The sequence below is a fragment of the Citrobacter sp. C13 genome (assembly GCF_014596815.2).
Taxonomy (GTDB): Bacteria; Pseudomonadota; Gammaproteobacteria; order Enterobacterales; family Enterobacteriaceae; genus Citrobacter; species Citrobacter portucalensis.
This window is the reverse complement of sequence record NZ_CP115024.1, coordinates 3,228,165-3,241,925: the sequence shown is the minus strand read 5'-3', so window position 1 is coordinate 3,241,925 and position 13,761 is coordinate 3,228,165. Positions and strand designations below refer to the sequence as shown.

The window sequence follows — 13,761 nt, the reverse complement described above, 5'->3', positions numbered from 1 at the left end:
TGGATTAGAAATGCATATTGGCGGTGAGCAGGAAAGTTCTTGGCTCGCCCGGATGATAACGGTATCCACTCTTGTTTATGGAGGATACATAATCGGTGTCGAACAGGTTATAGACGTTTAGCTGGAAATCGAGATTGTGATTCACGCGATAGCCCAGTTTGGCGTCAGCGACCCAGTAACCTTCAGTGTAGGATGGCGTACCCACTGCACCGTCGGAACCGCGATGCATACTACCCACGTAGCGAGCGCCTGCGCCAACGGAGATATCATCGGTAGCCTGATACTGGTTCCACAGCGTGAACGCATGTTCCGGTGTATATGGCAGGGAAGAGGAGCCATCCTGAGCAACGTTTTTACCGCTGTGGATGGTCGCGCGTTGCTGGGTGTAACCCCCAATAATCTGCCATGCGGGGGTGATGTTGCCTGCTACCGAGAGCTCGTAGCCTTCAACGCGTTTCTCTCCGTACTGGGAATAGGTACCGTCGTCGTTCTGCTCAACTTCATTCTCAATATCCGTGCGGAAAATCGCAGCGGTTAACAGCAGGCGCTTATCCAGCACCTCCCATTTGGTGCCGATCTCGCTGGTTTTCGCTTTCTGCGGTTTGAAATCGGTACGATTCGCACTGTTACCGCTGCCGCCCTGAGCAAGAGCAAAGTTGCTGCCGCCCGGCGGTTGCTGAGAAACGGCATAGTTGATGTACACGTTACCGTTATCGGTCAGGTGATACAGCGCGCCAGCTTTCCAGTTCACCAGATTGCCTGATTTGGCAGTATCCACAGTGGTGATCGGGGAACCTTTAGCCACGCCTGTCGGGCACGCGACTGCGCCGCGACCGGAAGCGCCGCAAGCGGTCGCGCTGTCATATTCTGTGCGGTAATTGTCGAGGCGAATACCACCGTTCAGCTCGAATTCACGGGTAATTTGTAGCGTATCAAAAGCGTATACACCGAAGGTGTCTGTTTGCCCGTTAGCGTTGGCGCCGTTACGAGACAATCCGCCGATATTCACATTGCTGTCGGGGTGATAGATATTCACCGGTGGTGGGGTGATCGGCGCCACGCCATAGTTGGTTTGTGTTTCGCGCGTCAGCTCCACACCGGTGCTGATGTCGTGACCGATGGATCCCGTGTAGAACGTTGAGGTCAGGTTGGTCTGGTTGGTCAAGATCTTATTGCTGACATCCTTGGTATTTGCCAGGCGTGACCAGGTCCAGCTGTCGACGCTGCTGGTGGGTTGGGTGATGTTAGACGCGCCGCCCATCACCGCCGTCATCAGATAATCCTGTTTAATGCGCGACCAGCGGGTGGTGTTGCGAATAGTGGTGCTGTCGTTCAGGTCATGTTCAAAACGCATCGTCGCGGTATCGGTTGTCGAATCATCATAATCCGAGTTGGTACCGTAGAAATTATGCGTATCCACTTTGCCTGAATGATTCAGTGCAGAAGTCCCCGCAGAAGGTGCGGAATATCCCGGCAGGCCAATGGTAGGGATGCCGCCATCCGGCGTGTTGTGCTGGGTGACATGTAGATAGTTCAGGTACAGTCGGTTCTCAGTCCCTAAGCCAAAAGCGAGAGAGGGGGCCACACCGTAACGTTCATTCTTAACATTATCGCGACCGGCATCATGCGTTTTTTCGCCCATCAGGTTTAAACGTGCGGCGGTGGTCTCGCCGATGACCTGGTTAATGTCCAGCGTACCACGGCGGAACCAGGCGCTACCGACGCTGGCCGATGCATCGATTCCTGAGTCGGTGCGTGGCTGTTTGCTGATCATATTGATAGAGCCAGTCGGTGCGCTACGTCCATAGTCGGTACCGGAAGGACCTTTGATTACTTCCACTTGTTCGGTATTGAAGGTGTCGCGCGTGACGCTGCCAATATCACGGATACCGTCGATATAAATACTGTTCGAGGTATCCGCACCACGCATGTAAACCGCGTCTCCGGTGCTGGAGTTACCATTCTCACCGGCGAAAAATGCGCCAACGCCCGGGACGTTTTTCAGCGCGTCGGTCAGATTTGTTGCGCCTTGATCCTTAATCACCTGCTCAGAAATCACCGTCATGGTGCGGGTTGTATCCGCCACCGGACGGGAGAATTTAGGGTCGGCAGACTGTGTTGGGGCGTACAGCGAAGGTTTGGCCGCTTCAACGACCAGAGTGTCTTCTTGTTTTTTATCCTGGTCGTCCGCAGCGACAGCCTGAGCTATAGGGGACAGGCCAATGCACAGACCGGCAAAAAAAGTCAGTGAGTGAAAGCTACTGGACGGCAAGTTGCGATTTTTATCCATGTTAATGAGTGACTTATTATTGTTTGAGTGGACGGTTTCACTCGCGCGAAGGGACATCTCTATGGATGTTATACCCTGCAGGCCTCGCGGAAATGAATATGTAATTGATAATGATTTTGATAAGCATTACTAATCAGTGCGACGTTTTAGCATTCATTAATTCAAAAATAAATACATTTATTTACATTGGATTCAAAATGCCAACATATTGATTACAAATTGAGCTGCAATGAAGTGAACCGCACGCAGAAAACTGCATTCGGGGTGAATGCAGTTGGGCTGAGAAGGGGGGTGGGTTACTTGTAGATGGTTGCGGTACCGTACATCTGATTTTTGCCGCCCGCAGAATCAACGACAAAGCCTTTTGCCCCTTGCTCTTTCGCTTTCTCTGCCAGCTTGTCTTCGAGGTCGCTCAGGTTAGAGGCGCCGGTAGCGGATACTGTGCCGGAAGCTTGTAGCTGACCGGTAGCTGGGCTGGTGTATGGCTGTGCAGCAAAGGAGGCAAATGTCATGCCGGAAAGTACGGTAGCAGCAAGTAATGTGAGGCATTTCTTCATGGTGATATCCTCTGAAAAACAACAGGTGTGCCTGATAAGTTTAGGTCGTCAGCGGATGACATTTACCGCAAAAAATTGGTGATGAGCTGTCTGTTTTTTGAACAATTCGCAAAGCGTCAAACAGGTGTAAAAAATCAAATTTCCTTGTTGTGTGTGTTTACCGCGTGGCGTTATGCGGGTATCTTACGCCGCTGTTAAAAGGAGAATGCTATGTCCGCCCTGAAACCGGGATTACACCCACGCAACCGCCACAATGGCCGTTATGATCTTGCGACTTTATGCCAGGTTATGCCCGAGCTGACGCAATTTCTCACCCTCACGCCCGGCGGCGAGCAGAGTGTTGATTTCGCGAATCCGCAGGCAGTAAAGGCGCTCAATAAAGCACTACTGTCGCATTTTTATGCGGTGAAGAACTGGGATATTCCAGATGGTTTTTTGTGTCCGCCGGTGCCTGGTCGTGCTGACTACATACACCATTTGGCCGATCTGTTGAGTGAAACCAGCGGAACCATTCCGGCAAATGCGAGCGTGCTGGACGTGGGAGTTGGGGCAAACTGTATTTATCCACTGATCGGCGTGCATGAATATGGCTGGCGATTCACGGGTAGTGAAACCAGTAGCGAAGCGTTTAACAGCGCTCAGGCGATCGTCAACGCCAATCCGGGATTAACCCGTGCTATTCGTCTGCGTCGCCAGAAAGATGCAACGGCAATCTTCAACGGCATCATTCACAAAAATGAGCAGTATGAAGCCACATTATGTAACCCGCCATTCCATGATTCTGCGGCCTCAGCCCGTGCCGGAAGCGAGCGCAAACGCCGTAATCTGGGACAGGACAAAGACGATGCGCTGAACTTTGGCGGACAGCAGCAGGAGTTGTGGTGTGAAGGCGGTGAAGTGGCGTTCATCAAAAAAATGATCGCCGAAAGCCAGCCCTTTGGTCGCCAGGTTATGTGGTTTACCACGCTGGTTTCGCGCGGTGAGAACTTGCCTCCACTGTATCACGCGCTAACGGATGCGGGCGCGGTGAAAGTGGTTAAGAAAGAGATGGCCCAGGGGCAAAAGCAGAGCCGCTTTATTGCCTGGACCTTTATGGATAACGATCAGCGTCGTCGTTTTATGGCGCGTAAACGCTAAAGCGTTGGCTCGGTTGGCGGTAGCGGTTCGCTTGCAGCCGACGCAGGACCATTCCCTGGTGCAGGTAACACTTGATACGTCTGTACCGGGGCGCGTATGTTGGCCAGATCGAAGTATTTCTTCACCTGGCTGTCGAGCGCAAAACGTACCGTCCACTGCTTCAGCGGTAAGGTGGTAAACGAGACCCGTAGCGTGAATGCCGTATTGGTTAATCCTACAATCCCGGCAAACGACGGCTCGCCGATAATCAGCCCGCGAATATCATCTTTTTCCATCACCGCAGCAACTGCGTCTTTCAACGCCTGATTCGCTTTATCCGCATCCTCATGGCGGTCTACGTCGTAATTGGCGACGACCGATCCAATTCCACGCACAAAGTTGGCGAAGGTCGTAATCGATGACCAGGGAATGATATGGTACGCTCCGGTGTCCTGACGCACGCCCACAGAACGAATGGACATTCGTTCAACCGTACCGGTGAGTGGACCGATGGTCACCAGGTCGCCGGTGTTCATGCCATTTTCAAACTGAATAAAAATCCCGGTAATAATATCTTTTACCAGCGTTTGCGAGCCGAAAGAGATAGCCAACCCCAGCGCCCCGGCCCCGGCCAGCAATGGGGCGATATTAACGCCAATTTCCGACAGCACAATCATGATGGTGATCGTGCTGATGATCACCGCCAGCGCGTTGCGAAACAGCGTCAACAGGGTTCGGGTACGAGCGCTGGGTAGCGGGCGTCCGTGAATATCGGAAGCCAGACGATTTTCAATCAGGCTGGCAAGGATCGTCCAGCCGATGGCGGAGAAGAATAAAATCAGCGCGATACGGATCAGAATATCCACCGTTTTTTCTCCTGCGCCGTAATGCAGCCAGTTCCAGAAGTCGAACAATCCCCAGGCATTCAATAGCAGCATCACCGCAACGCACACCGTCAGGATCCTAGCCACGCTTAACGCCGTCGACAGCCAGCCATTCAGTCGTTTTTGTAATTCCGGATAGCTGCGCTGGGTGTGTGGCGAAAGGGTAATAGTTTTGGCTATCCAGCGGGAAAACATGCCGGAAACAAAGGCGGCAATTCCAATGATTACCAGGCTGCGCAGCGTAGCGCCCATCATGAATTTCAGGCTGTTGCCCGGATCAAACAGCGAAAAGAAAAACAGCACAATGAAGTAGGCGCTGGCCAGCCAGTGCCATACCAACGCAAAGGCGCGGATAAACAGGCTGAAAAAAGCTAACGATCTTTCTGCCAGATTCTGTAAATGCAGCGTTATCTCTTTCTTGTTTCTGAAAATCAGGTACAGCGCCCATAGCGTGATACACAGCATGATGATGACGTTGGCCATCGCGCCGACCTGCACATTGACCTGATTGGAGATAATGGGAACGGCAACTATAAGCCCGTAACCAATCAAACTGCTTAATGAACTCAAACGCCGATTCCAGTAGCGCGCACCGGCATCCTGAATGTTAAACGGGCGTAGTTCAGCCACCGTTGGGCAAAATATCAGACGCAAAATGGCTTTGAAGAACTCAATCAGGGCAAAGGCATTGAGAAACAGGCTTTGCTGAAAGGCGATGGTGCGACTGCCGGCATTCATTCTGTCGCTCAGTATCTGCCCGACAAACAATGTCAGCGCCAGCAGAAGCAAATCAATAATGAATGCGCCAACGATCATCGCCGGAAGCTGCAGCCAGTTGCTGCGTTCGCGGTTTTTCCGCCGTGCCCATTGCCCCATTTTGCGATACAGAGGCAGCGCGCACAGGCGGATCAGCCAGTAAAACCCGAACACTGACGCCGCCAGCATTAAAAAATGAGTCAGGGCATTGGTGAACGTTTGCGAGTTAAAGGTCTTGTGCGGTGCATCGGTAATATTGCGATAAAGCTGGGCAAAGCGGCTGGAGAGCGCCTCACCGTAGTGCCGGGTGACATCCGTGACGTTTTCCAGTACCGTTTTTTCTTCCGTTAACGTGGGTGGGACAATGGTTGGCACCGGCTCAGCAGGGGGCGCAGTTGCCACTTTGCGTAATTGATCGATCAGTTCCTTCCGCGAGGTGTCATTTTCCAGCACATCAGCCAGTGCGCCGTAAGCCGCTTTCTTCTGTTCAACATCTGGCTCCTTTGCCGGGGCGGTTTGTGCGTTGGTTGACGTTGGCGTGGTGACGCCAGGTATCGTCACTGCTTGTGCCGGAAGACTCAACAGACAAACAAAGATGAACAGGATCCAGCGCATGACTCCTCCCATGAGAAAATAAATTCAAAAGGATAAGTATAGTTGTCAGGGCGGGAGGGAATTGAAATGAGAGGATTCTGGTGAAAAACCTCCCTTCGGGCGAAGGGAGGTTGAGCTATCAGGAAACGTGCTGCAAGAATTCCTGTAAGCGTTGGCTGGGTGGATTTTCAATCAGGGCCTGCGGATTACCGTCTTCGGCAATTCGTCCCTTATCAATGAAAATCAGGCGTGAAGCCACTTTTTCGGCAAAGCCAATTTCGTGGGTCACAATCACCATGGTCATCCCTTCTTCCGCCAGGTCCTGCATAACTTTCAGAACTTCATGGCGCAGTTCCGGGTCGAGTGCTGAGGTTGGCTCATCAAACAGCATCATTTTCGGTTTTACCGCCAGCGCACGGGCGATAGCCACACGCTGTTGTTGACCGCCGGACAGTTCAGAAGGGTAGTGATGTGCACGTTCGGCCAGACCCACTTTTGCCAGCAGCTCTTTCGCCAGTTTCTCGGCCTGTTCTTTATTCGCCCCGCGTACGCGCTGCGGTCCAAACATGACGTTTTCCAGCGCTGTCAGATGTGGGAACAGGTAGAACTGCTGAAATACCATTCCGGCTTCCTGACGGATTAAGCGCTCGTCTACCTTCGGATCGTTTACTTTCAGACCGTCGACGATCAGATCGCCGGAGGTTATCTCTTCCAGCTTGTTAATGCAGCGCAGCAGGGTAGATTTACCGGATCCTGACGGCCCGATAATCACCACGACTTCACCCTGCTGAATGTTCAGGTCAATATTGTGCAGCACCTGGGTTGGACCAAAGTGCTTAGAAACGTTTTTAAATTCAATCACAGGATTTTCATCCTTCTTTCCAGACGACGCAGAATGAAGCTCAGCACCAGCGTAATGATCAGATAGAACACCGCAACGGCGCTCCAGATTTCCAGTGCGCGGAAGTTACCGGCAATGATTTCCTGGCCCTGACGGGTCAGTTCAGCGACGCCAATGACAATAAACAGCGAGGTATCTTTAATGCTGATGATCCACTGGTTGCCCAGCGGCGGCAGCATACGACGCAGTGCGAGAGGTAAAATAACGTGGCGGATAGTCTCTGTGCGTGAAAGTCCAAGCGCCAAACCGGCTTCGCTGAACCCTTTATGGATTGAGAGCACCGCACCGCGGGTGATTTCCGCAATATAGGCCCCGGAGTTGATCATGATGGTGACAACGGCGGCGCTAAAGGGGTCAATGCGTAAATCGTTAAATGCCATTGGCAGAGCGAAGTAAATAAACATTACCTGCACAACGATTGGCGTACCGCGAATGACTTCGATAAACACCAGCGCTACGTGGTTGGCGATCCAACCGCCGAAAGTGCGCGCAAACCCTGCTGCAAGTCCGATTATCAGACCGCCAGCCAGACCGAGGACCGAGATCCACAGGGTCATTTTGGCGCCTTCAATCAAAAGCGGGATGGCGGGCCAGATGGCACTCCAGTCAAACTGCATATGTCGTTCCTGTTACCGTGGTGTAAATATTCAAATGCCCGTTTTGCCGGATGTGCTGTGCTTATCCGGCCTACAGGTCTCAAAAATCCAGGCGTAGGCCCGGTAAGCATCACGCTACCGGGCAACGCTGCCTGTTATTATTTAGGTTCAGTACCGAACCATTTTTTGTAGATTTCGTTGTAAGTACCGTTCTCTTTCAGCGTTTTCAGTGCGCCGTTCACTTTCTCACGCAGGTCGTCGCTGCCTTTCGGGAAGGCGATACCGTACTGCTGGGCTTCCAGCGATTCGCCTACAGCTTTGAACTGACCATTGCCAGCTGTTTTGATGAAGTAAAGAATGTTTGGTGTGTCGTGCAGTACAGCGTCTGCGCGGTTGGTGCCCAGTTCCATATATGCGTTATCGATGTTCGGGAACTGACGCAGGTCTTTGGTTTTGATATTCGCTTTCGCGTAATCAACGGAACCGGTGCCACTCTTAACCGCAACGACTTTACCATCCAGATCTTTTACGCTTTTGACGTCGTTGTTATTCGCTTTCACCATCACTAACAGACCGCTTTTGTAGTAGCCGTCGGAGAAGTCGATCGCTTTTTTACGCTCATCGGTGATGGTGATACCTGCCAGTGCCAGGTCGATATTTTTGGTTTGCAGAGCCGGGATGATGCCGCTGAAATCCATTGGTTTCAGTTCATAATCCAGTTTCAGTTCTTTGGCCACGGCAGCCCACAGATCCACATCAAAACCAACGTATTTGTCACCCTGTTTGAATTCAAACGGTACAAACGCGGTGTCGGTTGCGACAACCAGTTTCTTATCTGCGGCATGGGAGGACACCGCAAAAGCCAGGGTAAGTGCAGCCAGTGAAACTTTTAATACAGACTTCATAGGATTTCCTTTTATATCCACGGGGCGATCCCCTGCGAGAACATATGGCTTAATGAAAAAATCGTGCCAATTTTGCAACTCATTGTTTTAACAAGAGGGTGTCTCGTTTTGTTGCACAATAAGTAGGGCAAAGTGAGTAATCTGCACCGTTTTGGGGCACTCATTTGGTGCGAACCAGTCACGGTGCAAACGGTATGACTATTTAGCGTAAAAATTGTTGATAAAACAATCTTTCGTTAACGATTGTGTGAGATGATTATTACAAATAATTTACTTTGGAGTGACGAATGATCAATGTTATGCACCATAGATGTGCAAAACCCCCGCCGGAGCGAGGGTTATATAGGTAATTCTTATGTCTGCTGTTACTCAATGTTGGCTTCGATAAACCACAGGAATTTATCGAGGTCGCGAGAAGCTGCGGTAAAGATATCCGCGGTATCTTCGTCTTTTGCTTCGCTGATAGCTTTACGTACGCTGTTTGCAACTACGGCATAACGTTCGGCCAGCTCTTTTAAGTGGTCCTGTACGCTATGGATATCCAGCGGGTAACTTTTCAGAGGCGTTTTGCTATTAATAACCTGAGTTGTGCCCAGTGCCACACCGCCCAACTGTACGGCGCGTTCAGCCATGGTGTCGAGGTGATCGGTCAAAGCTGTACGGAAGCCATCCAGCATTTCATGTACTGCAATGAAGTTTGCACCGCGCATGTTCCAGTGAGCCTGTTTGGTGATCAATGACAGGTCAATGAATTGGATTACTTGCTGATTCAGCAGTTCTACGGTCGCTTTCTTTTCGCTATCAGACACATCGTTGCGGGTATAAAGGAGGGCGGATGCTTTTGTTTTTACCAGTTTCGCGGTACTCATATTTTCATATCCTCTTGATATTTATGTCCCAACTCTTCAACGGAATTAAGTATAGCGCTAAATTTGGATTTTTGTTTCCGGTGTTGCCTATCACTTTAATAGCGAAGACGAGGGTAAATATAAAATATCAAATAAAATCAATGCAATGAGTGTTTTGTTACTTGCGTGGTGTTATTTTTATGTTAATTTTAAGATTAAATGAAATATGTGGATGAGAAAATTATATTTATTAGAATTATTATCACGCAGATTTACAATTGGATATTCTGCATGATTATGCAAACCATGCAGAATATTACGTGGTTAATTCACGTCGACTTGTTTTATTTGTGGCTCTTTACGGATAGTGAGCGTAGAGCCCATTGATGCGACAATAATGGCGCCCAGAGCGAACGTCTGGATAAGCGTCAGCGTTTCACCGAGGAAGATCATTCCGGAAATCGCGGCCAGCGCGGGTTCCATGCTCATCAATGTACCGAAAGTACGCGTAGGCAGGCGCGTTAACGCAATCATCTCCAGCGAATAGGGAAGCGCAGTAGAGAGGACTGCAATGGCCAGACCTAACGGCAAAATGGACCAGTGCCACAGGGCATCTCCGGCCTGGAGTGCGCCGATTGGTACAAATACCAGTGCTGCAATAAATGACCCTACCGCGACGGTCGCAGGACCGTGTTCCGCGCCGGCTCGCTGCCCGGTAAGAATATAGATGGCCCAGCAGGCACCAGCCCCCAGCGCCAGTGCAGCACCCGTTAAATCTACGTGAGAAACGTCCTGACCCAGAGGCAGCAGGAACCAAAGCCCGAGCACTGCCAACGCAACCCAAATGAAATCCACCGGGCGTCGGGATGAAAACAGCGCTACCGCGAGCGGGCCGGTAAATTCCAGCGCCACGGCGATTCCCAGTGGGACGGTTTGGATTGACAGGTAGAAAAGGTAGTTCATCCCGCCCAGAGACAGGCCATAAAACAGTAGCGGCAGGCGTTGTTCTTTGGCGAATCGTAAACGCCAGGGCTTAAAGAAAGTGATAAGAATGAGCGTACCCAGCGCAAGGCGCAGCGCGGTAACGCCTGGCGCACCGACGAGTGGGAACAACGATTTTGCCAGTGATGCTCCGCTTTGAATGGAGGACATAGCAATAAGCAAAACCAAAATAGGCAACCAGACTGGCGCTTTACGTGACAACCCCGGCATCCTTTCTCCTGTCAAATGATGATTACACATCTCCATCTGTGCCACGCTTCAGCATTGTTACGACGCAGATGATTTTATGTATAGAAAAGTAAAACAGCGAGTGTAATGGAATTACGCTCAACTGGTTGAGTATTCGTTGAAAAAAAAATTGCTCAGTTCCGTACAATGGCATGAAAACGATGGATTAATAATCTGTGTGATTAGGAATATTCTGGATGAATGTGCCATATTGTGCGCGCAATAATGGTATTTTCAATTGAAAAAGTGATGTTAATTGAAAGAGATAGCGGGTTTTTGAAATGTTCTGTTACATGAAAGACCCCGTTAGACATCGCGAATCGCAAAGAGTTTCCCATCAATTTTTGGTATATTTAAAACTTAAGATTTACTTGAAGCACATTTGAGGTGGTTATGAAAAAAATTGCATGTCTTTCAGCACTGGCCGCTGTTCTGGCTTTCTCCGCAGGTACTGCTGTAGCTGCTACTTCTACCGTTACCGGTGGTTACGCTCAGAGCGATGCTCAGGGCGCAGCGAACAAAATGAACGGTTTCAACCTGAAGTATCGCTACGAGCAGGACAACAACCCGCTGGGTGTTATCGGTTCCTTCACTTACACTGAAAAAGATCGTACCGATGCTTCTGGCGACTACAACAAAACCCAATACTACGGCATCACTGCTGGTCCGGCTTACCGTCTGAACGACTGGGCAAGCATCTACGGCGTTGTGGGTGTTGGTTACGGTAAATTCCAGAACGTAGAATCTTCGACTTACAACCACAGCACCAGCGACTACGGTTTCTCTTATGGTGCGGGCCTGCAGTTCAACCCGATCGAAAACGTTGCTCTGGACTTCTCCTACGAGCAGAGCCGTATTCGTAGCGTTGACGTTGGCACCTGGATTGCTGGCGTGGGTTACCGCTTCTAATCACTTCGGTGATATGAAAAATCCGCCTCTTGGGGCGGATTTTTTTTGTCTGTAATCCTGGAAGGAAGTTCGTTGTAGGCCGGATAAGACACAGTGCGTCTTATCCGGCCTACAAGCGTATTATTTGGTTGAGAAAATATCGGTACCCAGATGGTTGTAGTCCACCTTCTGCAGTTTGAAGTTGGTGATGTACACCGGCCCGGCTTTTTTCTCTGAGATAAAGCGGTAGCTGTTGGTGATTTCCTTTGCGCTGATCCCTGTCCACTGCGAGAAAAAGCTGAGGAAATCATTGGCGGAGCGACGGGCTTTAATCACCCGATGCGCTTTATCATCGCTCGAAAGCACCATGAAAGGCACCTGGAAATTCTGCTGGAACTGATCGTCATGCGCCAGGTACTGCACCTCTTTTCCCCGCTCTTTAAACGCGAGGCCATGATCGGAGAAATAGACCATCGAGAAGCTATTACCGCTGTTACGTAACTGCTCGTAAAGCTGGCGAAGCAGGTCATCCGTCTGCGTCATGGTGTACAGATAACAAGATGTCTCTTTTGACTGAACGAAAGTCTCGTATTTACCCTGTGTTCGGTCACAGGCCTGCGGATGCGAGCCCATTAAATGCAGCACGATGAGCTGTGGCTGAGTGCGCTCGGTTGCCAGCACCTGGGCAGTCATCTTCAACAGCGCTTCGTCACGGGTGTTTTTATCCGCTTCGAAGTCACCGCTTTTGAGGAACTGAACCTCATCAGCGCGCTTCGCAATGCTGGCGATGGCCGTATCGTATTCACCAATCTGTCCCTGATTGGAAAACCACCATGTCTGGAAGCCCGCACGGTTAGCCAGGGTGACAAAGTTATCCTGGAACTGGGGTTTATTATCCACTACCCGATTAAGCGTTAAGCCGAGCGATTTTTGCGTTGAACCGCTGGCAGCAATGTAATCCGCGAAGATATAGCCGTTAACGGAGCTGGCAAACGGGGTGTTATCCCAGTGACCGCCAAACGCGCCTAACGCATCGCGGCGGGCGCTTTCACCGATCACCACGACGTAGGTGTGATACTTCGGTTTAACGGCGGTTACCGTCCAGCTGTCTTTTACGCTCGACAGTTTCGCCATACGCTCTTGTTCGTCGAGCACTTCGTTGTTATTGACGATAACGTCCTTGGCGAAACGGAAAACCGGATAGCCAGTATCTTTCAGCTTGAACACGCCGCCCCAGGCCAGGTTTTGTACCGGGGTAACAAAGAATGCGACAACGCTAAACAGCAAACAAATGCTGTCGAACTTATTCCAGCTGCGCTGCTGCACATCTTTTTTACGGCGTACGGCGATAACGCCAAGGGCAAAAATAAACACTCCAACCAGATAACTGTACCAGGGGAAGATGGTCAGGATCTCGGTTGACTCTTCCATATTGGTTGAGTGCAGCGCCAGTAAGGTATTGAAGTTCGGTGAGCCGTAAGCCTGGCCGAACGGAAAATACATTGCCGCAACGAGTGAGCAAATGCCAATCAGTGCTTTCTGCGCGCGCGGCGCGCTACGCCACAGCAGCATCAATATACAGGTGAAAGCAACGCTATAGAGCAGGCTAAGTGGATAGCCCAGTGCAAGGTTGATCAGCAGAGACTGTAAGAAATAGAGGCCAGTCCACGGACTAATTGCCCGGCTACGAGCAATGATTGAATCTTTGAGGGTTAAATTCATATGCCACTGTTACAAAAACGCCATGTGCTTACCCTGGCGCTAAGGGTCATTGCCTGCCTGAGAGAGCGAGAAGAGGGATAGGGTCCGCATCCGCGAGCCGCAATATACGCAGGGCTGCGAAAAGATAGAGTGTGCGCAAGAGAAGGTCAACTACTACAAAGAAATTGTTTTGCGAGGGACGTGGCAAAACTGACAAAAAGAAGGGTTATTGAGACGAAAACCACCACCGTACCCGGATGACGGTAGGAAAATGAAGCGGCGTACCGCGACGCCGCATTATTTTTCTGAAGGTTTATCCTGCTCTGGTTTGCTGTTAATCATGTCACACAGCATAGAGATCAGCATTAACCGTACTTTAAAGGGAGAGTGGCTAAACACGCGTATACACCTCTTAAATTCATTCATGTAAACCTCCTGACTTCACGATCCCATCAGTCCTTGAGGGATGTCTTTATTATATACAGATATAGCATA

The 13,761-nt window shown here is 50.5% G+C and carries 12 protein-coding genes; 2 read left to right on the top strand and 10 right to left on the bottom strand.

All coding sequences use genetic code 11. The annotated features are described in order from the left end of the window. Positions 1-4: 4 nt before the first annotated feature. Together IB222_RS15625 and mcbA are read right to left on the bottom strand one after the other, a co-directional pair. On the bottom strand, positions 5-2,290 hold the full coding sequence (locus IB222_RS15625) for a catecholate siderophore receptor Fiu (protein ID WP_126318733.1): 2,286 nt from the start codon (positions 2,288-2,290) through the stop codon (positions 5-7). Between the two features lie 296 nt (positions 2,291-2,586). Continuing rightward, complete coding sequence (gene mcbA / locus IB222_RS15620) at positions 2,587-2,847, bottom strand: DUF1471 family periplasmic protein McbA (RefSeq protein WP_003831565.1); 261 nt, start codon at positions 2,845-2,847, stop codon at positions 2,587-2,589. Positions 2,848-3,057: 210 nt separating this feature from the next. Between mcbA and rlmF the strand changes: the two genes are divergently transcribed. Then, positions 3,058-3,984 (top strand): 23S rRNA (adenine(1618)-N(6))-methyltransferase RlmF, encoded by a 927-nt coding sequence (gene rlmF / locus IB222_RS15615; RefSeq protein ID WP_149384169.1) that lies wholly within the window; start codon positions 3,058-3,060, stop codon positions 3,982-3,984. Here the strand turns inward: rlmF and ybiO are convergent. From ybiO to rhtA, 6 genes are all read right to left on the bottom strand, one after another. Next, entirely contained in the window at positions 3,981-6,218 is a 2,238-nt protein-coding gene (gene ybiO, locus IB222_RS15610) for a mechanosensitive channel protein (protein WP_149384170.1), read from the bottom strand. The two genes, rlmF and ybiO, sit on opposite strands and share 4 nt — an antisense overlap. Positions 6,219-6,336: 118 nt before the next feature. Beyond that, complete coding sequence (glnQ, locus tag IB222_RS15605) at positions 6,337-7,059, bottom strand: glutamine ABC transporter ATP-binding protein GlnQ (protein WP_003035246.1); 723 nt, start codon at positions 7,057-7,059, stop codon at positions 6,337-6,339. Beyond that, positions 7,056-7,715, bottom strand: coding sequence for a glutamine ABC transporter permease GlnP (gene glnP / locus IB222_RS15600; RefSeq protein ID WP_003035248.1), 660 nt, complete (start codon positions 7,713-7,715; stop codon positions 7,056-7,058). Before glnP ends, glnQ begins: the two co-directional genes overlap by 4 nt. Positions 7,716-7,852: 137 nt before the next feature. Beyond that, positions 7,853-8,599 (bottom strand): glutamine ABC transporter substrate-binding protein GlnH, encoded by a 747-nt coding sequence (glnH, locus tag IB222_RS15595; protein ID WP_003035251.1) that lies wholly within the window; start codon positions 8,597-8,599, stop codon positions 7,853-7,855. A 365-nt stretch (positions 8,600-8,964) separates the two neighbouring features. Beyond that, complete coding sequence (gene dps / locus IB222_RS15590) at positions 8,965-9,468, bottom strand: DNA starvation/stationary phase protection protein Dps (RefSeq protein WP_003035253.1); 504 nt, start codon at positions 9,466-9,468, stop codon at positions 8,965-8,967. Positions 9,469-9,771: 303 nt separating this feature from the next. Then, entirely contained in the window at positions 9,772-10,659 is an 888-nt protein-coding gene (rhtA, locus tag IB222_RS15585; protein WP_003831578.1) for a threonine/homoserine exporter RhtA, read from the bottom strand. Between the two features lie 411 nt (positions 10,660-11,070). On the opposite strand from rhtA, the gene ompX reads away from it, so the two are divergent. Further along, on the top strand, positions 11,071-11,586 hold the full coding sequence (gene ompX / locus IB222_RS15580; protein ID WP_003831579.1) for an outer membrane protein OmpX: 516 nt from the start codon (positions 11,071-11,073) through the stop codon (positions 11,584-11,586). A gap of 120 nt (positions 11,587-11,706) precedes the next feature. On the opposite strand, the gene IB222_RS15575 is transcribed toward ompX, so the two are convergent. After that, positions 11,707-13,287: a phosphoethanolamine transferase gene (locus IB222_RS15575; protein WP_126318725.1), complete on the bottom strand. Its 1,581-nt coding sequence runs from the start codon at positions 13,285-13,287 to the stop codon at positions 11,707-11,709. Positions 13,288-13,563: 276 nt separating this feature from the next. After that, positions 13,564-13,692, bottom strand: a complete 129-nt coding sequence (gene mntS, locus IB222_RS15570) for a manganase accumulation protein MntS (RefSeq protein ID WP_003831584.1) — start codon at positions 13,690-13,692, stop codon at positions 13,564-13,566. Positions 13,693-13,761: the final 69 nt, after the last annotated feature.